The organism is Streptomyces sp. NPDC014006 (assembly GCF_043088925.1).
GTDB lineage: Bacteria > Actinomycetota > Actinomycetes > Streptomycetales > Streptomycetaceae > Streptomyces.
Window position 1 is genome coordinate 759,536 of the sequence record NZ_JBICAJ010000001.1, and the last position, 23,100, is coordinate 782,635.

28 protein-coding genes are annotated in these 23,100 nt (G+C 73.4%); 22 read left to right on the forward strand and 6 right to left on the reverse strand.

Going from position 1 to position 23,100, the window contains the following annotated elements; genetic code table 11:
* Window positions 1–58: 58 nt before the first annotated feature.
* The gene (locus ACF1GV_RS03480; RefSeq protein ID WP_363267549.1) at window positions 59–883 is read right to left on the reverse strand and encodes an AfsR/SARP family transcriptional regulator; all 825 of its coding nucleotides are present in this window, start codon (window positions 881–883) and stop codon (window positions 59–61) included.
* Window positions 884–1,156: 273 nt separating this feature from the next.
* Here ACF1GV_RS03480 and ACF1GV_RS03485 point away from each other — a divergent pair, with 273 nt between their 5' ends.
* The 4 genes from ACF1GV_RS03485 (at window position 1,157) to ACF1GV_RS03500 (ending at window position 5,642) form a co-directional block, all read left to right on the forward strand.
* Entirely contained in the window at window positions 1,157–1,336 is a 180-nt protein-coding gene (locus ACF1GV_RS03485; protein WP_391677368.1) for a hypothetical protein, read from the forward strand.
* 80 nt (window positions 1,337–1,416) lie between these two features.
* Complete coding sequence (locus tag ACF1GV_RS03490; RefSeq protein WP_391677371.1) at window positions 1,417–3,573, forward strand: TOMM precursor leader peptide-binding protein; 2,157 nt, start codon at window positions 1,417–1,419, stop codon at window positions 3,571–3,573.
* A gap of 158 nt (window positions 3,574–3,731) precedes the next feature.
* A complete protein-coding gene (locus tag ACF1GV_RS03495) occupies window positions 3,732–5,003 on the forward strand; it encodes a sensor histidine kinase (RefSeq protein WP_391677372.1) in 1,272 nt (423 codons plus the stop codon).
* 30 nt (window positions 5,004–5,033) lie between these two features.
* Window positions 5,034–5,642, forward strand: a complete 609-nt coding sequence (locus tag ACF1GV_RS03500) for a response regulator transcription factor (protein WP_363267655.1) — start codon at window positions 5,034–5,036, stop codon at window positions 5,640–5,642.
* Window positions 5,643–5,653: 11 nt separating this feature from the next.
* On the opposite strand, the gene ACF1GV_RS03505 is transcribed toward ACF1GV_RS03500, so the two are convergent.
* From ACF1GV_RS03505 to ACF1GV_RS03520, 4 genes are all read right to left on the reverse strand, one after another.
* Window positions 5,654–6,889: an acyltransferase domain-containing protein gene (locus ACF1GV_RS03505; protein WP_391677375.1), complete on the reverse strand. Its 1,236-nt coding sequence runs from the start codon at window positions 6,887–6,889 to the stop codon at window positions 5,654–5,656.
* A gap of 144 nt (window positions 6,890–7,033) precedes the next feature.
* Window positions 7,034–8,764 (reverse strand): fatty acyl-AMP ligase, encoded by a 1,731-nt coding sequence (locus ACF1GV_RS03510; RefSeq protein WP_391677377.1) that lies wholly within the window; start codon window positions 8,762–8,764, stop codon window positions 7,034–7,036.
* A 179-nt stretch (window positions 8,765–8,943) separates the two neighbouring features.
* Entirely contained in the window at window positions 8,944–9,180 is a 237-nt protein-coding gene (locus ACF1GV_RS03515) for an acyl-CoA carboxylase epsilon subunit (protein WP_391677379.1), read from the reverse strand.
* Between the two features lie 64 nt (window positions 9,181–9,244).
* Window positions 9,245–9,859, reverse strand: coding sequence for a hypothetical protein (locus ACF1GV_RS03520; RefSeq protein WP_391677381.1), 615 nt, complete (start codon window positions 9,857–9,859; stop codon window positions 9,245–9,247).
* Window positions 9,860–10,033: 174 nt separating this feature from the next.
* Here ACF1GV_RS03520 and ACF1GV_RS03525 point away from each other — a divergent pair, with 174 nt between their 5' ends.
* The 9 genes from ACF1GV_RS03525 to ACF1GV_RS03565 all read left to right on the forward strand — a co-directional run bounded on the left by ACF1GV_RS03525 (window position 10,034) and on the right by ACF1GV_RS03565 (window position 16,534).
* On the forward strand, window positions 10,034–10,309 hold the full coding sequence (locus ACF1GV_RS03525) for a hypothetical protein (protein ID WP_363267557.1): 276 nt from the start codon (window positions 10,034–10,036) through the stop codon (window positions 10,307–10,309).
* A 54-nt stretch (window positions 10,310–10,363) separates the two neighbouring features.
* Window positions 10,364–12,067, forward strand: coding sequence for an acyl-CoA dehydrogenase family protein (locus ACF1GV_RS03530; protein ID WP_391677383.1), 1,704 nt, complete (start codon window positions 10,364–10,366; stop codon window positions 12,065–12,067).
* A 70-nt stretch (window positions 12,068–12,137) separates the two neighbouring features.
* Window positions 12,138–12,947: a 4'-phosphopantetheinyl transferase family protein gene (locus tag ACF1GV_RS03535; protein ID WP_391677385.1), complete on the forward strand. Its 810-nt coding sequence runs from the start codon at window positions 12,138–12,140 to the stop codon at window positions 12,945–12,947.
* Window positions 12,948–13,022: 75 nt separating this feature from the next.
* Window positions 13,023–13,799: a thioesterase II family protein gene (locus ACF1GV_RS03540; protein ID WP_391677387.1), complete on the forward strand. Its 777-nt coding sequence runs from the start codon at window positions 13,023–13,025 to the stop codon at window positions 13,797–13,799.
* A gap of 28 nt (window positions 13,800–13,827) precedes the next feature.
* A complete protein-coding gene (locus tag ACF1GV_RS03545; protein ID WP_391677389.1) occupies window positions 13,828–14,658 on the forward strand; it encodes a BTAD domain-containing putative transcriptional regulator in 831 nt (276 codons plus the stop codon).
* Window positions 14,659–14,695: 37 nt separating this feature from the next.
* Window positions 14,696–14,956, forward strand: coding sequence for an acyl carrier protein (locus tag ACF1GV_RS03550; RefSeq protein ID WP_391678481.1), 261 nt, complete (start codon window positions 14,696–14,698; stop codon window positions 14,954–14,956).
* Complete coding sequence (locus ACF1GV_RS03555) at window positions 14,953–15,696, forward strand: SDR family NAD(P)-dependent oxidoreductase (protein WP_391677391.1); 744 nt, start codon at window positions 14,953–14,955, stop codon at window positions 15,694–15,696. The genes ACF1GV_RS03550 and ACF1GV_RS03555 overlap by 4 nt, the downstream gene beginning before the upstream one ends.
* Entirely contained in the window at window positions 15,696–16,085 is a 390-nt protein-coding gene (locus ACF1GV_RS03560) for a SchA/CurD-like domain-containing protein (RefSeq protein WP_363267565.1), read from the forward strand. Before ACF1GV_RS03555 ends, ACF1GV_RS03560 begins: the two co-directional genes overlap by 1 nt.
* Window positions 16,082–16,534, forward strand: a complete 453-nt coding sequence (locus ACF1GV_RS03565) for a DUF1772 domain-containing protein (RefSeq protein WP_363267566.1) — start codon at window positions 16,082–16,084, stop codon at window positions 16,532–16,534. The genes ACF1GV_RS03560 and ACF1GV_RS03565 overlap by 4 nt, the downstream gene beginning before the upstream one ends.
* Window positions 16,535–16,842: 308 nt before the next feature.
* On the opposite strand, the gene ACF1GV_RS03570 is transcribed toward ACF1GV_RS03565, so the two are convergent.
* Entirely contained in the window at window positions 16,843–17,226 is a 384-nt protein-coding gene (locus ACF1GV_RS03570; RefSeq protein WP_391677394.1) for a SchA/CurD-like domain-containing protein, read from the reverse strand.
* Between the two features lie 162 nt (window positions 17,227–17,388).
* Between ACF1GV_RS03570 and ACF1GV_RS03575 the strand changes: the two genes are divergently transcribed.
* From ACF1GV_RS03575 to ACF1GV_RS03615, 9 genes are read left to right on the forward strand one after another with little or no spacing between them, the layout of a single operon-like run.
* Window positions 17,389–17,724, forward strand: a complete 336-nt coding sequence (locus tag ACF1GV_RS03575; protein WP_363267568.1) for a TcmI family type II polyketide cyclase — start codon at window positions 17,389–17,391, stop codon at window positions 17,722–17,724.
* Complete coding sequence (locus tag ACF1GV_RS03580; RefSeq protein WP_391677397.1) at window positions 17,721–18,158, forward strand: cupin domain-containing protein; 438 nt, start codon at window positions 17,721–17,723, stop codon at window positions 18,156–18,158. The genes ACF1GV_RS03575 and ACF1GV_RS03580 overlap by 4 nt, the downstream gene beginning before the upstream one ends.
* Window positions 18,155–19,441 carry a beta-ketoacyl-[acyl-carrier-protein] synthase family protein gene (locus ACF1GV_RS03585; protein ID WP_391677399.1) on the forward strand — a complete coding sequence of 429 codons (1,287 nt, stop codon included), beginning with the start codon at window positions 18,155–18,157 and terminating at the stop codon, window positions 19,439–19,441. The genes ACF1GV_RS03580 and ACF1GV_RS03585 overlap by 4 nt, the downstream gene beginning before the upstream one ends.
* 5 nt (window positions 19,442–19,446) lie before the next feature.
* A complete protein-coding gene (locus tag ACF1GV_RS03590) occupies window positions 19,447–20,667 on the forward strand; it encodes a ketosynthase chain-length factor (RefSeq protein WP_391677402.1) in 1,221 nt (406 codons plus the stop codon).
* Between the two features lie 36 nt (window positions 20,668–20,703).
* A complete protein-coding gene (locus tag ACF1GV_RS03595) occupies window positions 20,704–21,168 on the forward strand; it encodes an SRPBCC family protein (RefSeq protein ID WP_391677404.1) in 465 nt (154 codons plus the stop codon).
* A 10-nt stretch (window positions 21,169–21,178) separates the two neighbouring features.
* Window positions 21,179–21,634, forward strand: a complete 456-nt coding sequence (locus ACF1GV_RS03600; RefSeq protein WP_391677406.1) for a DUF1772 domain-containing protein — start codon at window positions 21,179–21,181, stop codon at window positions 21,632–21,634.
* Window positions 21,635–21,660: 26 nt separating this feature from the next.
* The gene (locus tag ACF1GV_RS03605; RefSeq protein ID WP_391677409.1) at window positions 21,661–22,416 is read left to right on the forward strand and encodes an SDR family NAD(P)-dependent oxidoreductase; all 756 of its coding nucleotides are present in this window, start codon (window positions 21,661–21,663) and stop codon (window positions 22,414–22,416) included.
* Window positions 22,416–22,736 (forward strand): antibiotic biosynthesis monooxygenase family protein, encoded by a 321-nt coding sequence (locus tag ACF1GV_RS03610; RefSeq protein WP_363267576.1) that lies wholly within the window; start codon window positions 22,416–22,418, stop codon window positions 22,734–22,736. The genes ACF1GV_RS03605 and ACF1GV_RS03610 overlap by 1 nt, the downstream gene beginning before the upstream one ends.
* On the forward strand, window positions 22,726–23,049 hold the full coding sequence (locus ACF1GV_RS03615) for an antibiotic biosynthesis monooxygenase family protein (RefSeq protein ID WP_391677411.1): 324 nt from the start codon (window positions 22,726–22,728) through the stop codon (window positions 23,047–23,049). The genes ACF1GV_RS03610 and ACF1GV_RS03615 overlap by 11 nt, the downstream gene beginning before the upstream one ends.
* Window positions 23,050–23,100: the final 51 nt, after the last annotated feature.

Consider the following 23,100-nt stretch of genomic DNA (forward strand, 5'->3'; position numbering starts at 1 on the left):
CGTCGCCGGGCGCCGCCCGAACAGGCCCGAAGCCGGGGCAACCGCCCGAACAGGCCGGTCACCCCACCGACAGCCCCCCGCCCCCGCCCACGCGACCCCCCGCCGGGTGCAGGGTGTGTTCCGGGTCGCCGGACAGGACCGCCTGGTGCAGTTCCTGCAGGGCGGACGACGGTTCCAGGCCCAGTTCGCGTACCAGCGAGCCGCGCAGCCGCTGGTAGGCCTCCAGCGCCCGCCAGCTGCCGCCCGTGCGGTGCAGGGCGCGCATCAGCTGAGCGCAGAAACCCTCGTGCAGGGGGTGGCGCGCGGACAGCACCCGCAGTTCGGGCACCACCTCGGCGTGCCGGCCGAGCCGCAGGTCGGCCTCGATGCGCCGCTCCAGCGCGGCCGTGCGTTCCTCATTCAGGCGCAGCACCTCCAGCTCCAGCACCGACCCGGCCGGCACGTCGACCAGGGCCGGGCCCTGCCATAGTGCCAGCGCGCGGTGCAGCAGGCCGGAGGCGGTGCGGTAGTCGCCGAGTTCGAAGGCGGTGCCGCCGGCCACGGCGAGCCGCTCGAACTCGTGGGCGTCGACCCGGCCGGGCTCGACCTGGAGCAGATAGCCGCCGAACCGGGTGACCAGGATGTCCTTGGCGTCGCGCAGCGGATCGCCGTCCAGCGCCGCGGTCAGCCGGCGGCGCAGTTGCAGGATGTAGGTCTGCAGGGTGGTGGAGGCACTGCGTGGGATGCCCTCCCCCCAGATCTCCTCCATCAGCGTCGGCACCGACACCACCCGGTCGGCGTGCAGCGCGAGCAGAGCCAGCAGCTGGCGGGGTTTGGCGGCGCTCGGTACGACCGACACGCCGCGTTCCTGCGCGGCGAGCGACCCCAGGATCTGGATCTCCATAAGCGTTCTCCCCCTTGGGCCACGGCCGCCGGCGTCCCCGTGGCGGCCCGTTCGGAGTCCGGCTCATGAGACTCGCACCGCGGTCCGCTCGCGGCCCAGTGACGGGCGCACGACCGCCCTCATGAAAATGTCATGCCGCTCCGGTGAGTGGCGCACTGCCGGAGCTTGAAGTTCCGACAGCAGACTCTCGAACCGGACGCCGGGGGCGCCATTCGGTTCGCCTCCACTTCGCCGCGTCCACCGACGAGTTCGTTCATCACACAGGGGGTACGCATGAACATCACCGAGGACATCTCGCGCCTGACCGAACAGCAGTCCCGCACCGGCGAGTCCGGCCCGGCCGGCGGCGCGTTCGGGGAGATCCTCGTCGAGAGCCTGTCCCGTGCCGACGCCGGGCGGGCCGGCTGGTGCATGTGCATCTCCTCGGTGCTCGGCACCCGGGCGGGTGCGTGAGAGAGCAGCAGAGCCCGGCTCGCGGCCCGTTCGTGGCGTTCAAGCGCCACGTGCGGGCCGTGTCGGTCCCGGGAGATGCCGTGTTCGTGTGGTCCGACCAGGACGTCACCGCCGTGCGGGGCGCCGGTGCGGAGACCCTGCTGGAGCTGCTCGACGGCAGCCGTACCCTGCCCGAGCTGCTGCGCGAGGCCGCGGCCGCCATGCCCGCCGATGTGGCGGGCCGGGTGGTGCGGCAGCTGGCCGAGGCCAACCTCGTGGGCTACCGGCACGACGGGCCCTGCCCGTCCGCCGGCTCCGAGCGCGGCTCGGCCGAGGCCTACTGGGACCGCGCCGGCCTGGACGGGGCCGTCGCCGAGGGCGAGGTGCGCGCCCGGGCGGTGGCGGTGATCGGCGTCGGGGACGTCGATATCGAGGCGGCCCGCTCCGCCTGCCGCGCCTCCGGTGTCACCGCGGTCGCCGAGGACGCCGACGCCGACTTCGCCCTCGTGCTGTGCGAGGACTACCTCGCGCCGCAACTCGCCGCGGTGGCGGCCCGGTTACGGGCGGCGCGCCGTCCCTGGCTGCTGGCGCGCCCGTTCGCCGCCGAGCCGTGGACCGGGCCGGTCTTCGCACCGGACGGCGACGGCGCGTGCTGGTCCTGCCTGGCGCACCGGCTGCGCGAGCACCGGCGCGGCGAGCTGTCGGTGCGCCGGGCACTCGGGCCGGCCGCCGATGTACGGCCGTCGCCCTCACTGGCCGCGGTACGGGCCGTGGGGCTGCACAGCGCCGTTCTGGAGACCGCCAAGTGGCTTGCCGGACTGCGGGGTCCGGAGCAGGGGGCAGTGTGCGTGCTGGACAGTCTCACGCTGCGCACCACCCACCACCCGGTGCGCCGGCGCCCGCAGTGCCCGGACTGCGGCGAGCCCACGCTGGTCGCCGAGCGGACCCGGCGGCCGGTGGTCCTGCTCTCGCGGCCCAAGGCCGCCGGATCCGGCAGCAACGACCGTGCGCTGTCCGCCCGGCAGATGCTCGAGCGGCACGGCCATCTGATCGGCCCTGTCACCGGTATCGTCACGGACATCACGCCCATGGCGGGCCTCCCCGAGGGGCTGCACGCCTACGACTCCGGCCACAACCTGGCCCTGCGCGGGCACTCCGCGGCCGGGATGCACCGGGTGCTGCGCGCGCGCAGCTCGGGCAAGGGCGTGAGCGCGACGGAGGCGCGGGCGAGCGCCCTGTGCGAGGCGGTGGAACGTTACTGCGCGAGCCGCCAGGGCGACGAGCTGACCGTCACCGACTCCCTTACCGGCCTCGGCGAGGCGGCCGTCCACCCCAACACCTACCAGCTGTTCCACGAGCGGCAGTACGCCGACCGGGGCCGCTGGAACGCCTCCCACACTCCGTTCCACCACGTGTGCGCGCCCTTCGAGGCGCACCGGCCCACCGAGTGGACCCCGGTGTGGTCGCTCACCGCCGGCGCCCAGCGGCTGCTGCCCACCTCAACGCTGTACTTCGACAGCGCGCCCGGCGGCGCAGCGGACGGGCAGTGGGCCGACTCCAACGGCAACGCGGCGGGCAGCAGCACCGAGGACGCCGTGGTGCAGGGCTTCCTGGAACTCGTCGAACGGGACGCGGTGTCCCTGTGGTGGTACAACCGGCTGCGCCGGCCCGGCCTCGACCTGGACGCCTTCGACGAGCCGTGGCTGACCGGCCTGCGCGAGACCCTGGGCCGGGCGGGCCGCCGTGTCTGGGCCCTCGACCTCACCTCCGACCTGGGCATCCCGGTCGTGGTGGCGGCCTCCCGCAGTGCCGACGGGCCGGACACCGTCTACGGGTTCGGGGCGCACTTCGACCCGCGGCTGGCGCTGCGCCGGGCGCTGACCGAAATGGTCCAGATGCTGCCCCCCGCGAGCTCCGGCGCGGCCGGTCACGTCCCCGACGAGCCTCATCTGCTGCCCGATACCGGGCAGTCGGCGCGCACCCCGGTCAGCTGGCGGCCGCACCTGCGCCACGACGACCTCCTCGCCGACGTCGAGGACGTCCGCGCCCTCGTCGCGGCGCACGGCCTTGAGCTGCTGGTACTGGACCAGACCCGGCCGGACGTCGGGATTCCGGTGGTCAAGGTCCTGGTACCGGGACTACGGCATTTCTACGCCAGGTTCGCCCCCGGCAGGCTGTACGAGGTACCGGTCCGTCTCGGCCAACTCGCCCGCCCCACACCGTACGAGGAACTCAACCCGGTACCGCTTCTGCTGTAGCTCGCGTGAAGACGCTGCACAGGTCCCGTACCGGGCATGTGTCGGCTTATAGTTCCGTCACGCATGCTCCCGACATCCATGCGAGGAGTCGACACATGGCGGGCCGGTTCAGGACTTCGGACAGTGATCTCATCCGTGTCAGGGGCCCGGCGGAGGGAGTGCCTCCGGACACGGCGAGCAGTCGTCCGGCCGGTGGGGCGCCGGCGCAGGCCAGGAGCCTGAGCGGGGCGAGGGACCTGCTGGCGCCGCGGTTCGCCCAGGGGATCAGCACGGTGGTCTTCGCGGGGTACGGGGTGGTCACCGTGCTGAACGTGCAGAACGAGGTGTCGGGCACGCCCGCACTGGTCCTGTGCACCGCCGTCGTGGCCGCCCTCTACACCGTGCAGATCCTGCTCACCGCGCCCCGGGCGCGCCGCTGGTCCGAGCGGCGCCGGGCGGCCGTCGTCGCCGTGCAGGCCGCCCTGACGTTCGGGCCGCTGGTCTGGCTGGGCGTCGCCTGGGGCAGCATGGCCGGACCCCTCGCCGGATCGATTCTCCTCATGCTCCCGGGACGGATCGCCTGGCCCTGCTACGGCGCGGTCCCGCTGTTCATCCTCGGCTGGTCGCTCGGCGAGCACGCCACACCCCTGGAGACGGGCTACTACGCCGTCTCCACCGCGCTGACCGGTCTGGTCATCTACGGACTGACCCGGCTCACCGACCTGGTGCGCGAAGTGCACGACACCCGCGCCGAGATGGCCAGGATGGCGGTCACCCAGGAGCGGCTGCGCTTCGCGCGGGACCTGCACGACCTGCTCGGCTACAGCCTGTCCACCATCACGCTCAAGAGCGAACTGATCCACCGCCTGGTACCGGTCCACCCCGAGCGGGCCCGCGAGGAGATCGCCTCCGTGCTCGTCGTCGCCCGGCAGGCCCTGTCCGATGTGCGGCTGGTGGCCAGCGGCTACCGGGAGATGTCGCTGGAGACGGAGGCCCAGTCGGTCGTCGAGGTGATGGCCGCCGCCGATGTCGGCGTCGAGGTGGACATCGACTGCGGACGCCTCCACCCCTTGGTGGACACCGTGCTGGCGACCGCCCTGCGCGAGGGCGTCACCAATATGCTCAGGCACAGCAAGGTGCAGTCGTGCACCATCAAGGTCCGCAGCGAGGGGGACACGGTGCGGATGGACCTCGTCAACGACGGCGTCGCGGCGCCCGACCGCCCCGACGCGCCGGGCCGGGGGAGCGGACTGGGCAACCTGCGGACCCGGCTGGCCGCCGTCGGCGGTGAGATGTCCGCCGGCGTCGTCGCCGGCAACCGGTTCCGGCTGACGGCGATCGCCCCGCTCAGGCCGCCCAAGCAGGAGGACGCCGAACCGCTGGTGCCGCGCGGGCACGCCGCGGCGGGCGCGGGCGGCTGGACCGGGGAAGCGGACAGAGCCGCGGTCTGAGCAACTGACATATCGGGGGAAGCAATGCCGTTGATCAAAATCCTGCTCGCCGAGGACGTGCACATGGTCCGCGGCGCGCTCGTCGCGCTGCTGGAACTGGAGCCGGATCTCCAGGTCGTGGCCTCGGTGGCCCGCGGGGACCTCATCGTGCCGTCGGCGCTCGAGACCCGTCCCGACGTCGCCGTCATCGACATCGATCTGCCCGGCGTCGACGGGCTCACCGCGGCGGCCGATCTGCACGAGAAGGCACCGCAGTGCCGCACGCTCATCCTCACCAGCCTGGGCAGACCCGGGACGCTGCGCCGGGCCATGGCCGCGCGGGTCTCCGGCTTCCTGCTCAAGGACTCCCCGCCGAGCCGGCTGGCCCAGGCGGTCCGCTCGGTCGCGGCCGGCCAGCGGGTCATCGACCCCGAACTCGCGCTCAGCGCCTGGGAGGCGCCGGACAACCCGCTCTCCCCGCGCGAGACGCAGGTGCTGCGGCTCGCCGCCCGCGGCGCCGACGCGGCCGAGATCGCGGACCATCTCTATCTGACCCAGGGCACGGTACGGAACTACCTCACGGCCATCGTGGACAAGCTCCGCGCCCGCAACCGGATCGACGCCATCCGGATCGCCGAGGAGGCCGGCTGGATCCCGTAGGGGCGGCCGGCTCAGATCTCCGCCAACGGGCCCGCGTCCAGCTGGGACAGCACACCGGCGAGGTCCACCGCGTCACTGCGCGGGCCGCGGCACACCGTGAGCACGGACGGCCCGTGCGCCCCGGCCATCCGCCGCAGGAACGGGGTGAGCACCGCCTTCGGGCCGATCTCCACGACATGGCTGGGCGCCTGCTGCGCCAGCATCCGGCGGGCCGCGTCGGAGAACCGCACCGGCGCGGTGATCTGCGCGGTCCAGTAGGCGCTGGTCAGCGGCTCACCGTACTCCCGGCCGTACACCGTCGAGTAGTACGGCAACGACGGGCGCCCGCCCGGCACATGCCGGGCCGCGTCCTCGAACCGCCCGGCCACCGGCTCCATCAGCGGCGACTGGAAGGCGTGGGCCACCTGGAGGAAGACGCTCGAGATGCCGATCTCGGCGAGGCGTTCGCGCACCCGCTCCAGGCTCTCGACCGGACCGGAAAGCACCGTGGCGCGGGCCGCGTTGAACGCGCCGACGGACACCTGTGGTTCACCCGCCGCCGCGTCGGCCGCCTCGAAGGGGCCGGCGCACGTCGCCATCATCCCGCCGCCGGAGGGCAGGTACTGCATACAGGCACCGCGCAGGCACACCAGCCGCGCCGCGTCCGCCAGCGTCAGCGCACCGGCGATCACGGCCGCCGCCAGCTCGCCGGTGCCGTGGCCCAGCACGGCCACCGGGCGCACCCCTTCCTCCTCCAGCAGCGTCATCGCCAGGGCGTACCCGACGGCGAAGAGCGCCGGCTGGGTCAGCGCCGTCTGGTGCACCCGGGGGTCGTCGCCGAGGATCAGCTCGCGCACCGAGCGGCCCAGGTACGGGGCGATCGCCTCGTCGGCCTCGGCGAGATGGCGGCGGTAGGCGGACAGCTCCCGGTGCAGCCCGGCCGTCATGCCGGGGTGCTGGCAGCCCTGCCCGGTGAACACGAACACCGCCCGGACCCGCCCGGAGTGCCGGTGCATGCCGCAGCGCATCGCCAGATAGTGGGCGAGGTCGCGGATGGTCGGGTGGGCCCAGATGTCCGCGGGGTCGAACAGCGGACCGAACTCCGCCTCGATGTCCCCGAAGAGGTTGAGCAGCGCCACCGAGTCGAGCCCCCAGTCGGACAGGTCCTCGTCCTCGCCGACCTCCCGCCGGGCGTACCCGCCGATCCGGTCGGTGAGCCAGGCGGCGAAGCCCCCCTCGTCGGGCCCGCCCGGTGCCGTGTCGCTCACGTCCTCCCCTTCCGTCGGTTTCCCTGCCGGTGGTCCGCCGGCCCCATCGCCCGGCGGTGTCTGTCGTGGACGCGGGGTCCGTACCGCCTCGCGGCTGCACGTACGGGCCCCGCTCGCCCGCACCGGCCCGGCGCGGACGCCTCCCTACGCCCCGATCCCGCCGGCCACGCTCTGCCGGCGCCGGCCTGCCGCCGGTGCCAGATCGTCGGCGACGTACTGGTGCAAGGGGCGCAGACCGCCGTTCAGGAACAGCCGGCGCATCGCGACCCGTTCGACCTTTCCGCTGGTGGTGCGGCGGACCGTGCCGGGGCGGACCAGCAGCACACCGGCCACCGTCACCTCGAACTCCTCGGTCAGGCGCCGCCGTACGTCCGTCACCAGCTCCTCGAGATCGAGGGAGTAGCGCTGGTGGGTGCGCAACTCCTGCACCACGACCACCCGTTCGCGCTCGCCGGGCACCGAGAACGCCGAGCCGGTGCCGAACAGCGAGCTGACCCGCTGCACGGTGCGCTCCAGGTCCTGCGGATACAGATTGCGGCCCGCGACCACGATCACGTCCTTCAGCCGGCCGGTGACATAGAGCCGGCCGCCGTCCACCGCGCCCAGGTCACCGGTGCGCAGCATCCCGCCCTGGCCGTCGGCCGTCGCGGCCCCGAAGCGTTCCGCGGTCGCCGCGGGGTCACGCCAGTAGCCGGGGGCGACGCCCGGTCCGCTCACCCAGATCTCCCCGACCCCGCCGTCCGGCACGACCTCGCGGGTCTCCGGGTCGACGACCCGTATCCGGCCCGCCGCCGCGTCCACCGTGCCGCACGGCACCAGCGTGTGCGCCGGCCGGCCGGGCCGCGGCTCGCGCAGCCGGCCCTGCTGCAGTGCGTCGGCGTCGACCGTCCGCTCGCCCCCGGCGGCCGGGCCGCCGCAGACCAGCAGCGTCGCCTCGGCCAGGCCGTAGGCGGGGTGCATCGCCTGCGCGCGCAGGCCCGCACGCGCGAACCGTTCGGTGAAGGCCCGGACGGTCTCGGCGCGCACCGGCTCCCCGCCGGAGACCGCGACCCGCCAGCCGGACAGGTCGAGCCCGTCCAGCTCCTCGTCGGTGACCCGCCGCGCGCACAGGTCGTAGGCGAAGTCCGGCGCACCGCTGACCTCGATGCCGTACCGGTCGATGGCCTGGAGCCAGCGCACCGGCCGCCGCACGAAGGACTCCGGTGACAGTACGACGGAGGTCGCGCCGAGCCACAGCGGGTGCAGCAACTGACCGACCAGGCCCATGTCGTGGTGGAAGGGCAGCCAGCCGCCGATCCGGGAGTCGGGCCCCGTGCCCAGCAGAGCCGTCAGGGCCTCCTGGTTGGCGAGCACATTGGCGTGGGTGACCGTCACACCGCGCGGATCGCCGGTGGAGCCGGAGGAGAACTGCAGGTAGGCCACCGTGTCCGGGCCCGGCTCGGGCAGCGGCGCGTCCGAGGGGCCGGACACCGCGTCGGCGGCCAGGCAGGGGAGCGAGCCGTGGCCGTGCCGGGCCAGCAGGCGCGAGACGTCCGGGGCGAGCGCGGCGTCGGTGAGCACGGCCCGCGGCGAGGTCTGCCGGACGACGCCGGCCACCCGCTCCTCGTGGTGGCTGCGGCCGCCGTACGGCGGCACCGGTACGGCGATGGCGCCGGCGTACAGGCAGGCCAGGAAGGACACGGCGAACTGGCTGCGGGAGGCGTGCAGGAGCAGCACCGGCTCCCCGGTGGCGCCGTCGGCGCACAGCCGGGCGGCGAGACGGCGGGCCTGGGCGTCGAGCGCGCGGTAGGAGACCGGGGCCGGGCGGCCGCGTTCGTCGCTGTCCGGCAGCAGGAGCAGCGCGGCGCGCTCCGGTGTCCGCGCGGCTCTGTCCATGATCACTTCGGTGAAGGTGCGGTAGCCGTTCAATGTGGACCCCCTGCGAGTCGTACGGGCGCTCGACGTCCCCCGTTTCGACGCCTGGTTCGCCCGGTACAGCACGGTATGTGCAGCCTCTTGAAGGGCGCTTGACCCGTGCTCGGGGGCACCGGTTGCGTCGGGTGGTGCGCGTCGGCTCAGCGCCGCGCCGTCCAGCCGGTCTGCGGCCGGGCCCGGCGCGGCCGGTCCCAGGGGGCCCGCAGCGCGCCGTCCTCGTCGCCGCCTGCACCGTCCTCCCGCGCCCGCAAACGGGCGAGCAGCACGGCGGTCAGGGCCGCCAGTTCGAAGGCGTCCGGCCGCCCGCGGACGACGGCGAACGCCGGCTGCACGACGGCTGCTTCCCTCGGTTCGATGGGTTCGATGGGCTCGTCCATACGGCCGATGCTGCGGGCGTCCCCTCGAGAGGGACTCGCGCCGGACACGGGCGGCCGCGACGGCTCAGACGGGCGACAGCGGGCGGGCCGTCTCCTCCACGACCGTCGCCGTGGCCGTCAGGCGCTCGCGGCGGTCCCGGTAGGCGGCGCCGCTGCGGACCCGCTCACAGGCCGCGGCGTCCTGCCACCACATCACACCGGTGTAGGCGCAGGCGTCGGTCACCGAGCGCAGCAGATCGCTGCCGCCGAACGTCTCCTCGCCCACGCACTGGCCGACCAGCGCGCCGAAGTCCGTCTCGAACCGCTCCGGGTCGTCCGTCACCCGGGCCCGCACCAGCACCAGCAGCGCGGCCTCGGCCGGGGTGCCGGACGACACCATCCGCCCCACGCTGACCAGCAGATGGGACTCCGTCCGCAACGTCGCCGCCAGCCCGTGCGCACCGGAAAGGGCGGCCGCGTTCTGGTGCACCACCCGCAGCAGACTGTCCAGCCCCGTCCACTGCTCCAGGTGCACATACCCGCCGGGCCGCCCGGTCAGCGCCGCCGTCACCCGGGAGACGAACCCCTTGCGGGACTCCCGGTAGCGGGCGTACCCGAGGAGTTCGCGGTCGAACGCCGACGGGGCCGACGTGGCCGTGAAGCGTTCGACGACCGTCAGCTCGTGCTCGCACTGATACACCGTCCGGCCCCCCTTCTGTGCCTCGGCACTGCACTCGCCCCGACATCCGACCACACCCCGCTCGAGCCGCACTCGAGCACACCACCGCGCGCGGCACGCACGAGAGTTCCTCGAGGAGAGGCCGAGCCGCTCCGGGGATCGTGGCTCTTCCCACCTCAGAAGGGACGGCACGACATGCCCGCAACAGCAAGGAGCGGCAGCACGGTCGCCCGAGTCGTACTCGAGCGGCTGCTGCGGCCGATCTGGAACTGCCTCGTGGTCTACGGCGCCATGTGGCTGCCCGCCGACCAGAACCCGCTCTGGCAGGCCTACCGCAACGACGGCCAACCGCTCGCCTGGCCGATGGCGCCGGCGCCGCCGGAGGTTCCGGTGACGCACCTGACCTCCGTGGCCCGGCACGGCGCGAGCGATGTGAACGAGTCTGGCCGGACGACCTTGAGCGCGTCTTGAGCCGTGGCGGTCGGGCAGGGCCCCGCGGGGGCCGGACGAGGACGGAGACAGGTCATGACCACCGCGGTGAACACGGCGGACTCCTCGGAAGCCGCCGTGCAGGAACGCATCGCCCGGCTCGAACACGACCTCGGAGACCTCGACGACCCGGGCAACCCGCTCGGCTCCCAGCAGCTCCTCGCCGCCGACGAACAGCAGCGGCTGCTGCCGGCCGCCGAGCGGCTGCTCGACGCCTTCTCGCTGAACGCCGAGTTCGTGCCCCGGCGACTCGGCGGCCGGCTCGACCGCCTCGACGTACTGGGCCGGGTGCTGCGCGCGGTGTTCCGGCGTGACGCCGCACTCGGCCTCGGCTACGGCTGGACCTCGTACCTGGCCTCCGTGGTGGTGTGGGCGGGCGGCAGCGAGCAGCAGCGCCGGGCCACCGCCGATCTGCTGCTCGCCGGCGGCCGGATGGCCTGCGGCTATCCCGAACCGCCCCAGGGCAACGACTTCCTGCGCAACCGGCTCACCGCGGTGCCGGACGGCGACGGCCACCGGCTCAGCGGACGCAAGGAGGCCGTCAACAACGCCGCCCGCGCCGACGCGCTCGTGCTGTTCGCCGACACCCCGCGCGGCCCGAGCGCCTTCCTCACGCCGGGCCCCGCGCACACCGCCGGCTCGGGGATGACGCTGCTGCCCCGCCGCCGGACCGTCGGCGTGCGCGGCTGCGTCATCCAGGGCGTGGCCTTCGACGACCACCGTCTGGACGCCGGGCGGCTTCTCTCCGCGGCCGGTGACGGCACACGGCTGGCCGAACACGTCTTCCCGCTCACCCGCAGCGCCGGTCTGTCCATGGCGCTGGGCTGCGCCGACACCGCGCTGCGCACCACCACCGCCTTCGCCCGCTCGCATCGGCTGCGCAGCCCCGCCTCCCTGCACTCCGCGCGCACCCGCACCGCCCTGGTGAACGCCTTCGCCGACCTGCTGGTGTGTGACTGCCTCTCGCTCCTCGCCACCCGGGCGGTGCATCTGCTGCCGCGGGAGTGCCGGACACTCGGCGCGGTGGCGAAGTACCTGCTGCCGACGATCCTCACCGAGACGATGGACGACCTGTCGATCGTGCTCGGCGCGGAGGCGTACGCGACCGGCGGGGCGTACGGCATCTTCCACAAGACGGCACGGGACCTGCCGATGATCGGGCTCGGCAGCGCCGGGGCGTCGGCCTCCCGGGCCGTGCTCGTCTCCCAGATGCTGCGGCTGCCCTCGCTGGGCGGGGCGGCGGACGGCGGTGAACTGGCAGCGCTGTTCCGGCCGTTTGACGCCGGGCTGCCGCCGTACCGGGTGGCGGACGACGCGGACGGCTGCGCACGGGACTCGCTGATCGGTTCCCTTCAGGAGTCGGCGCGGTGTGCCGACGGCGCGGCGGCAGGGGCGGCGGCCGTGCTCGTCTCCCAGCTGCGGGTGCTGCGGGAGGGGTGCGAGGAGCTGGCCGCCCGTCCCGCGGGGAAGTACGTCAGCCCGCGCGCGTACGCCCTGGCCGATCGCTATGCGCTGCTTGTCGCGGGGGCCGCGTGTCTCGGGGTGTGGCGGGAGCGGCCGGCGGGCGGGTTTCTCGCGGACCCCGCGTGGATCGGGGTGGCGCTCGCACGGGTCGCCGCGCGGCTCGAGCGGGGGGTTCGTGTGTCCGACGACGCGGCGGACCGGATGCTGGCGGAAGTGCTGCACCGGTTCGAGGACGCGCGCAGTTACGACCTTTACGCGACGGCGATCGGGCGGTGACGCCGCATACCGGCACAGCCCCGCCCGCTTCGGGGCGTCCACCGTCCCCTTGTGCAGGAGGTACCCCCCTATGCGATCCGCCCTGCGGCCCCTGCGGCATCGTGGGCCCTCTCACCCCTGGGAGGACGTACGCCGTGCCGTGGGCCTTCTCGGCTCCTGCGTCGTGTACGCCGACGTCGACGACTGGTTGCCGAAGGATCTGGAAGAACCCCGGCTCCTCGAGGACCTGGGGTTCGATCACCGGCGGCTCGCGCGGATGCCGGCCTCGCGCAACCGGGACCGGTTCGTCGCCTCGCGGCTGCTGCTGAAGTCGGCGGCCGCCGCCGTGCTCGGCACGTCGGCCCGTGAGCTGGAGCTGGCGTACAAGCCGGGCGGGCGGCCGTATCTGCGCGGGATCGACCAGCTCGACGTCAGCCTGAGTCACACCGACGGGCTGCTGGTGGTCGGGCTGACCCGGTTCGGGCGGCTCGGCGTGGACACCGAGCCCGCCGACCGGCGCATGCTCGAGCTGGGGACGGAGCTGCGGGTGTGCACGCCGCACGAGCTGGAGGCGCTGCGAGGGGTGCCCGAGGAGCGGCGCAACCGGGAGCTGGTACGGCTGTGGACGCTGAAGGAGGCCTACAGCAAGGCGATCGGGCAGGGACTGCGATTCCGCTTCACCGAGTTCGGCTTCGGGCCGCGCGACACGCGCATGCGCATGCTGCGGCCCGACGGCACGCCCGGCACCGGACAGGAGTGGTCCTTCCACAGCTGGCTGGTCGAGGACGCCTACACCGTCAGCGCCGCCGTCTACGACGCCGGATTCGGCGACCGCGACCAGGCCGGCGGCGCGCTCCCGCTGCTCCCGCCGCTCCCCGACCCGCGCTCCAGCACAAGTTGAGCTGAGAGCGAGCCCCTGCGGTGACGCTCGGATCGCGCATCTGACCGAAAAGATGCGGAGCGAAGGGGGATTCGGGTGCAGCGCTACCTTGCGGTCCGGCCGCTGACCGGCGAAAACGGCATCCGGCTGTTCTGCTTCCACCACGCCGGCGGGGGCGCCATGAGCTTCGCCGGATGGCGACAGCGCGTCGGTCCGGGAATCTCCGCCCTGCCGGTGCGGCTGCCGGGCCGGGAGACGCGCCGCAAGGACCCCCGGATCACCGACGGCGCCCGGCTGGTCGAGGAACTCGACGCCGATCTCGGCGGCCTGCTGGACGAGCCGTACGCCTTCTACGGGCACAGCATGGGCGCCCTGGCCGCGTACCGGTTCGCCGAGCACCGTGTGCGCACCGGGCAGCGGCCGCCGGAGCTGCTGGCGGTCGGCGCGTGTTCGGCGCCGCAGCTGCCCTCGCCGCTGGTGGACGCGCTGCTGCGGCCCGAACTGCCCGACGAGGAGCTGATCGCCTCCCTCGGCGGACACGAGAGCATCCCCGCACCCCTGCGCAGCCGGCTCAGCTGGCTGCACGGCACCCTCGCCACCCTGCGCGCCGACCTGTTCCTCGCGCAGAGCCTGCGCTCCGCACCCATGACCCCGCTGCCGTGCTCCCTGGCCGCCTACGCCTCGGAGGTCGATCCGCTGGTCTCCCCGGCGGAGGTCCGCAGCTGGGAGCACTGCACCACGGCCCGTTTCACCTTCCGGACCGTCCTTGGCACGCACTTCTTCGTCCGCGGCCGGGAGCTGCCCCGCGCCGTCGGCGAGGCGCTGCGCTGCGAGGCGGCGACGTCCGACGTGACGCCGTACCAGGCCGGCTGATCCCGCAACCCGAAGGAGATCCACGCGCATGGACATCAGCGTGCTCGGCCCTTTCAGGGCCACCCTGAACGGGGTGCCCGTGCACCTCACCGCCGTCAAACCGCGCAAGGTCTTCGCCCTGCTCGCCCTCCAGGCCGGCCAGGTCGTCTCGGTGTCCTCGCTGGTGGAGGAGGTCTGGGGCGAGAACCCTCCGCGCAGTGTGCAGACCACCCTGCAGACGTACGTGCTGCAGATACGCAACGCGATCGCGGCCACGTTCGACGACGACGGCGCCTGCCTGCCCAACGGCGCCAAGAGCGTCCTCGTCACCGAGCCCGGCGGCTACCGGCTCGACGTGCACGGCGGACTGCTGGACGCCCACGAGTTCGACGCCCTGTCCCTGGCCGGGCACCGCGCCCTGGACCACGGCGACTGGGCCGAGGCGTCCTCGTACTTCTGCCGGGCGCTGTCGCTGTGGCACGGACGCGCGCTCGCCGACGTGCAGTGCGGGCCGCTGCTGGAGGTGGAGGCCACCCGGCTCGACGAGTCGCGGATGAGCGTCCTTCAGCGCCGGATCGAGGCGGACCTGAGGCTGGGCCGCCACCATGAACTCATCGGCGAGCTCTCCGGGCTCGCCGCCCGGCACCCCCTGCACGAGGCCATGCACGAGCAGCTGATGCTCGCGCTGTACCGGGTGGGACGCCGCAGCGACGCCCTGGTGGTCTACCGGCAGCTGCGCCGCTGCCTGAACCAGAGCCTCGGACTCGACCCCTCGCCCAGCGTCGAGCATCTGCACCGCGCGGTGCTCGACTCCTCGCCGCAGCTCGAACTGGACACCGCGGCGCGTTCCACCGGACCCCTGCTGGCGCGGGCCCACTGACCCGTCAAGGAAGTTGAGAGGAAGCATCGTGAGCGACATGACCCTGTCCGAACTCGGTGAGCTGCTGCTCGAATGCGTCGGTGCCCCGGAGGAGGGCATGGCACTGGAGGGCGAGGAGGCCCTCGACACCCCGTTCCTGGAGTTCGGCTACGACTCCCTCGCCCTGCTGCAGGTGACGAGCGTGATCAACCGCCGGTACGGCATCGTGCTGGACGACGACGCCGTCGGCGAGGCCGAGACCCCGCGGATGCTGCTGCAGATGATCAGTGTCGCGCCGCGCGCCGGGGCGGTCCGGTGACCGCTGCCGCGGCGGCACAGCGGGTCCTGGTCACCGGCGGGACCAAGGGCATCGGCCGGGCGACGGCACTCGCCTTCGCCCGGGCCGGCGCCCGGCTCCTCGTCTCCTACGGTCATGACGGCGAGGCGGCCAAGGCGCTCGCCGCCGAACTGGAGGCGCTCGGGGCCGACTTCGACACCGTGCAGGCCGACCTGACCACCCGGGAGGGCGCCGAGACGCTCGCCCGGGCGGTCACCGGCCGGTTCGGCGAGGGCGGCCTCGACGTCCTGGTCAACAATCTCGGCGTCGACGGGCACACGCCGTTCGACGCGCTGTCCGACGCCGAGTGGCGGCGGGTGCTCGACCACAACACCACGTCCGTCTACCTGGTCACCCAGTCGCTGCTCGGCGCGCTGGCCGAGGGCGCGTCCGTGGTGAGCATCGGCGCCTCCGTGGCGCTGCGCGGGCGGCCCCTCGGCGTGCACTACACCACCTCCAAGGCCGCCCTGGTCGGGTTCACCCGGGCGCTCGCCAAGGAGCTGGGGCCCCGGGGCGTCCGGGTCAACCTGGTCGCGCCCGGCGTGACCGAGACGGAGCCGGGGGCCGGGCTGCCACCGCAGCTGGCCGCGAAGCTCGCCGGCCTCACCGCGCTCGGGCGGCTCGGCCGCCCCGAGGACGTGGCGGGCGCCGTGCTGTATCTCGCCGGGGCGTCGGCCGCCTATGTCACCGGCACGACCATCGAAGTCGACGGAGGAATCTGATGCCGTACGCAGCCATCACCTACCGGGTCAAGCCCGGGTTCGAGGAGGAGATCGCGGAGATCTTCGCCAAGTTCAAGCGGGTCGACACCCCGGTCTTCACCGGCGAGGACGGCGATCAGGCCGGCCGGCTGCTGGGTACGGCGGTGTTCCTGAAGGACGACGTGGTCGTCCGCGTCATCCACTACGAGGGCGACTTCGCGGCCGTCGGCCGGCACATGGCCCGGCAGCAGGGCGTGCACACGGCGGAGGACGAGCTCGGGCCGTACCTCGCCGAGCCGCGCGACACGACCTCGCCGCAGGCGTTCGCGGAGTACTTCCGCAACGCCACCATGCGCACGGTCGCGCAGCTGACCGTGGACACCCACCCCGCGGGTGCCGCGGCGTCATGACCGAGGTGCTGGCCGTCGCGGCCCTGCTCGGCAGCGGTGTCACCGCCGGAGTGCTGTTCGCCGTCGCGCTGAGCGTGCTGCCCGCGCTGTTCGCGATGGAGACCGGCACCTACGTGTACGCGCACCAGCTGCTCGGCCGCAACTGGGACCCCACGATGCCGGTCATCGTGCTGAGCAGCACGCTGGTCGACGTGGTGCTGGCGGTGATCGCCGGCGGCACCGCGCGGACGCTGTTCGTGGTGGCGGCGGTGCTGATGCTGGGCGTGTCCGGGGTGTCCCACCTGTGCAACGTGCCGATCAACCGGCGCGTCAAGGCGATCACCGACCCGTCCGTCATCCCGGCGGACTGGCAGGACCCACGCCCGCTGTGGCGCCGCTTCCACCACCTGCGCACGGCCCTGTCGGTCCTGGCACTCGCGGTCACGGCGGCGGCGGTGACGTCGATGTGAGCGCGGGTCACCCCGGCTGAGGGTGCGGGGCGCTGCGCGGGGGGGGGGGGGGGGGGGGGGGCCGGCCCCCCGGCCCCCCCCCCCCCCCCCACACGCGCGCACGCACACCGGCGGGGGCCCGCGCCACGCACCACCGCCCACTGGGCCGCCGCCGGATCGCGACGGTGTCCCGGGTGCTGTCCCGGTACCGCCCCGCCCCCCGGCGGACGTCCGTGTGGGCGTTCGTCGGGGGGCGGGGCGGATCTCTCGTGCGGTGGGTGCTGGTGCAGGGTGGGTCCGGGGCCGGCGGGGCCGCCCGTGGGGCGCCTTTACGCCGCCGGCTGCGGGACGTCCCGGATCGAGATCTGGGCCACCGTGTTCAGCAGACTGCGTCGGAACGTGGCGACGAAGCCCTCGACCGTGTCCGTGTCGCGGGGCCTGGTCAGGTACGGCTTCAGTTTCCGCTCGACCTCGCGGACGCCCGGCTGCATCGCCATGTGGCGGGCCACGGCCTCCAGATCGCCGGTGTACTCGATGACCCGTACCAGCGTGTCGTCGCGCAGGAAGACCGCCGTGGCCAGGATCGTGCCGGCCTCCTGCCCGGAGGCGTCCTCGACGCGGCTGCCCTTGACCCGGCGGAACGAGCCGAAGATCTCGGTGAGTTCCCTCTCGTGCCCCGGCTTGATGTCGTACGTGATGGCTGCGAACGGCATGTGCTCGACGCCCCTTCTGCAAGTGACAGACGTTTCTCACGGTCAGCCAACCCACCGCGCCTCGCGCACCGCTCGAAGCCCCCTCACTGGAGGGGAGTTCGAGTGCCTCTCCAGACCGCGGTGCGACCTTCCCTGCGACCACCGAACCGTTGGGAGGGACCAGTGCACCGCACCCTGATCGTCGCCAAGCTCCGGCCGGACAAGACGGACGACATCGCCCGCATCTTCGAGGAGTCCGACTCCACCGACCTGCCCCACATGGTCGGCGTCGACCGCCGCACCCTCTTCAAGTTCCACGGCCTGTACTTCCACCTCGTCGAGGCCGAGCAGGACATCGGCCCCAACCTGTACCGGGCCCGCAGTCACCCCCTCTACGACGACATCAACACCCGGCTCGCCAAGTGCGTGGAGCCCTACGACCCGAACTGGCAGGAGCCCAAGGACGCCATGGCCGAGCCGTTCTACATCTGGACCAAGGACGGAGGGCGGATCCAGTGACCACCGCCATCACCCGCACCGTGAAGGTGGCCGCCGACGAGGTCGAGGCCAACACCAAGCGCGGCGGCGACATCCGCGTCACCCTCAGCCCCAAGACCGTCGGCTGCTGCTCCGGCTTCGGCGGCACGATGACCCTGGAGCCCGGCGACTGGGTCACCGAGCACTACCACCCGTACTCGGAGGAGTTCATCCACGTCGTCGACGGCCACCTGGAGATGACCCTGGACGGCCGGGACGTCGTCGTCCTCGACGCCGGCGACTCCCTGCTCGTCCCGATCGGCGTGCGCCACCGCCTCGTCAACACCGGCGAGACCACCGCCCGCTGCGCCTTCCACCTGTCGCCGCTCGCGCCGCGCCCCGAGCTCGGCCACGTCGACACCGAGCAGGCGCAGCGCCCCGAGCAGGCCAACCCCGACGTCGGCGGTGCCCGGTGACCCGACGCGCCGTCATCACCGGCATCGGTGCCGTGGTGCCGGGCGGGGTGGGCCGCGAGGCCTTCTGGGGGACGCTGTCCGCGGGCCGCACCGCGACCCGGCGCATCTCGCTGTTCGACCCGGCGGCGTTCCGTTCGCAGGTCGCCGCCGAGGTGGACTTCGACCCGGCCGCGGCCGGCCTGACCACCCGGCAGATCCGGCGCATGGACCGGGCCGCCCAGTTCGCCGTCGTCTCCGCCCGCGAGGCGGTCGCGGACAGCGGCCTGGAGCTGAACACCCTGGCCCCCGAGCGGATCGGTGTCTCCCTGGGCAGCGCGGTCGGCTGCACGATGGGCCTGGAGGAGGAGTACGTCGTCCTCTCCGACAGCGGCAGGAAGTGGCTCGTCGACCACGAGTACGGCGTACCGCACCTGTACGGCTACATGGTGCCGTCCACCCTCGCCGTGGAGGTCGCCTGGGAGACCGGCGCCGAGGGCCCGGTCGCGCTGATCTCCACCGGCTGCACGTCCGGCCTGGACTCCGTCGGGCACGCGGTGCAGCTCATCGAGGAGGGCACCGCCGACGTCGTCGTCGCCGGTGCCACCGACGCCCCCATCTCCCCGATCACCTCCGCCTGCTTCGACGCGATCAAGGCGACCACGCCGAACAACGCCGACCCCGAGCACGCCTCCCGGCCCTTCGACGGGGAGCGCGACGGGTTCGTGCTCGGCGAGGGCGCCGCGGTCATGGTCATCGAGGAACGGGAAGCGGCCCTGGCCCGCGGCGCCAGGATCTACGCCGAGATCGCCGGCTTCGCCGGCCGCAGCAACGCGTACCACATGACCGGCCTGAAACCGGACGGCCGCGAGATGGCCCAGGCCATCGGGGTCGCCCTGGACCAGGCGAAGCTGGACCCGACCGCCGTCGACTACATCAACGCGCACGGCTCGGGCACCAAGCAGAACGACCGCCACGAGACGGCCGCGTTCAAGCGCAGCCTCGGGCAGCACGCCTACGACATCCCGGTCAGCTCCATCAAGTCGATGGTCGGCCACTCGCTGGGCGCGATCGGCTCCATCGAGGTCGCCGCCTGCGCGCTCGCGCTGGACCGCCAGGTCGTGCCGCCCACCGCCAACCTGAAGACCAAGGACCCGCTCTGCGACCTGGACTACGTGCCGGTCACCGCACGCGAGCACGCCATGGACGCCGTCCTGACCGTGGGCAGCGGCTTCGGCGGCTTCCAGAGCGCGATGGTCCTCGCCCGGCCCGGCACCGCCGCGGCCGCCGCGGGACGGGGGGAGTGACCACCATGAGCAGCTCGACGGCGCCCGTCATCACCGGCCTCGGCATCTGCGCGCCCACCGGCATCGGCGTCGACGCCCACTGGTCGTCGGTGCTGGCCGGCAAGTCCGGCATCGGCCGCATCCAGCGCTTCGACCCGTCCCCGTATCCGGTGCGCCACGCCGGGCAGGTGCCGGGCTTCGCCGCCGCCGACAGCGTGCCGGGCCGGCTGATCGCCCAGACCGACCACTGGACGCACCTGGCGCTGGCCGCCGGTGAGGCCGCCCTCGCCGACTCCGGCGCCGACCTCACCGCCGTACCCGAGTACGAGATGGCGGTCGTGACCTCCTCGTCCTCCGGCGGCACCGAGTTCGGTCAGAAGGAGATGACCGCGCTCTACCGCAACGACCCGAGCTGGGTGGGCGCCTACCAGTCCATCGCCTGGTTCTACGCGGCCACCACCGGCCAGCTCTCCATCCGGCACAAGATGCGCGGCCCGTGCGGCGTGCTGGCCTGCGAGCAGGCCGGCGGCCTCGACGCCATCGGCCAGGCCCGGCGCCTGGTGCGGCGCGGTTCGAAGCTGGTCGTCACCGGCGGCACCGACGCCTCGCTGTGCCCGTACGGCCTCACCGCCCAGCTCAGCACCGGCCGGCTGTCCACCGTCGACGACCCGGAGCGGGCCTACCTGCCCTTCGACGCCGACGCCGGCGGCCACCTGCCCGGCGAGGGCGGCGCCATCCTCGTGCTGGAGAGCGCCCAGGCCGCCGCCGAGCGCGGCGCGGGCACCGGCTACGGCCGGGTCCTCGGCTACGCCGCCGGCTTCGACCCGGCCCCCGACTCCGGCCGGCCGCGCGCCCTGCGCCGTACCGCCGAGGCGGCCCTCGCCGACGCCGGGCTCACCCCCGCCGACATCGACGTCGTCTTCGCCGACGCCGCCGGTGTCGCGGCCGACGACCGCGACGAGGCGGACGCCATCACGGCCGTCTTCGGCCCGCGAGGTGTCCCGGTCACCGCGCCGAAGACGCTCACCGGCCGGCTCTACGGCGGCGGTGCCCCGCTCGACGTGGCCACCGCCCTGCTCGCCCTGCGCGAGGGCGTGATCCCGCACACCGCGCACGTCCGCGACCTCGCCCCGGGCCTGGACATCGACCTGGTCACCGGTGCCCCGCGGGAACTGCCGCTGCGTCACGCACTGGTCCTGGCGCGCGGACACGGCGGCTTCACCTCCGCCCTGGTGCTCGGCCGCTGACCCCTTCCTTCCGCAAGACGACCCACGGAGTTCGTGATGGCTGGACACACCGACAACCACATCGTCATCGACGCCCCCCTGGACGTCGTATGGGAGATCACCAACGACGTCCCCAACTGGCCGAACCTGTTCAGCGAGTACGCCTCCGCCGAGGTGCTGGAGCGCGACGGCGACACCGTCGTCTTCCGCCTCACCATGCACCCCGACGAGGACGGCAACGTCTGGAGCTGGGTGTCGAGGCGGACCGGCGACCCGGCCACCCGCACGGTGCGCGCCGAACGCGTGGAGACCGGCCCGTTCGAGTTCATGCACATCTTCTGGGAGTACACCGAGGAGCCCGGCGGCGGCGTGCGCATGCGCTGGGTGCAGGACTTCCACATGAAGCCCGAGGCCCCCGCCACCGACAGCGCGATGACCGAGCACCTCGACATCAACACCAAGGTGCAGATGAAGCTCATCAAGGAGCGCGTCGAGGCCGCGGCGCGGGCCCTGGTCCGCTGAGGGAGCCCCCGTGCTGAACGTTCTCGCCCCCCTCCTGCTGCTGCTCAACGGGCTCGCCGCCGGCGTCCTGTTCGGCACCCAGCTCGGCGGCTTCCCCTACCTCGCCTCGCTGCCCACCGACCGCTATGTGCACGCCCACGCGTTCTTCGGCCAGCGCTACGACCCGGCCATGCCGATCTGCCTGGTCGGCACCGTCGCCCTGGACGCGGCGCTGGCGGTGGGCGCCGAGAACACCTCCGCGCGGACCCTGTTCGCCGTGGCGGGCGTGCTCGCCACGGCCACCGCGCTGATCTCGGTCACCAAGAACGCGCCCGTCAACCGCAAGATGCGCACCATCGACCCCGAGCACCTGCCGGCCGACTTCCAGGACCCCCGCGGCTCCTGGGGCGCCTGGAACCGCCGCCGCAGCGTGCTCACCATCGTCGCGCTCGTCGCCAACTGCGCCGCGCTCGGCTTCCTGCTCTGACCTTCCCTCACCTATCGGAGGATTCCATGGATCTCGGCCTCAAGGGCAAGAAGGCCCTGGTCACCGGCGGCACCCGCGGTGTCGGCCGGGGCGTCGTCCTGGCACTCGCCAACGCCGGCGTCGACGTCGTCACCTGCTACCAGCGCGACAGTGAGTACGTCGCCTCCCTGGAGCGGGAGCTGAAGGAGACCGGCGGCGACCACCACGTGCTGCGCGCCGACCTGTCGAAGCCGGAGGAGATCGCCGGCCTGCTCACCCAGGTCCGCGAGATACACGGCGACCGCCTCGACCTGCTCGTCAACAACGCCGGCGCGATCAGCCACATCCCGTACGCCGAGCTGCCGCTGGAGGAGTGGCAGCGCGTCCTCGCCACCAACGTCACCGGCGCCCACCTCGTCATCCAGCACGCGCTGCCGCTGCTCGGCGCCGGCTCCTCGGTGGTGTCGATCGGCTCCCGTGCCGTGGAGGCCGGCATCCCGCTGCGCGCCCACTACACGATGACCAAGGCGGCGCTGGCCGGCCTGAACCGTTCCCTGGCCAAGGAGTTCGGCCCGCAGGGCATCCGCTTCAACATGCTCGCGCTCGGCGTGATCGAGACCGAGAACTTCCACGCCATGCCCGCCGAGCAGCAGAAGCTGATGTCCGAGCGCTACGGCGCCAAGACCGCCCTCGGACGGCTCGGCACCCCCGACGAGGTGGCGGGCGCCGTGCTGTGGCTGGCCAGCGACCTGTCCCGGTACGTCACCGGCAACACCATCGGCGTCGACGGGGGGATCTCCTGATGACCTTCCGGGTGATGCTCCGCATGGAGATCGAGCCGGGCAAGGAAGCCGACTTCGAGCAGGCGTGGCTCGCCGGCACCGAGGCGGTCACCGGCCACCCCGCGAACCTCGGCCAGTCGCTGGCCCGCGAGGACGGCCCCGGCAGCACGTACGTCATCGTCAGCGACTGGGTGGACGAGCCGCGCTTCCGCGAGTTCGAGGACAGCCCGGCCCACCTGGAGCACCGGGCCACCCTGCACCCGTACCGCAAGGGCGGCACCTTCCACGTCATGGAGGTGCTGCACGGCATCGACGGCAGGGCGGCCGCCCATGCCCGGTGAGCGCGGCGGCGAGGTCCGGGTCGTGGTCTACCAGGCCGCCTACGACGACGCGCAGCTCAACGCCGTCCGTGAGGCCTACCACCGGGTCAGCGAGCGCCTGGCGGGGGTGCCCGGCATGCTCGGCAACGAGCTGCTGCGCAGCCCCGCCGACCCCACCGCGCTCGCCGTGATGAGCCGCTGGGAATCCCTGGAGGCCTTCCGCACCTGGGAGGCCGGCTCCGGCCACCGCCAGGACACCGCCCCGCTGCGACCCTTCCGCGACACCCGCACCGGCGTCCCGTTCGCCGTGTACCAGGTGGACGCCGCGTACTGAGCACACGGCGTGCGCGTCCCCCTCTTCGGCTTCCGCCCAGCGACCACAAGA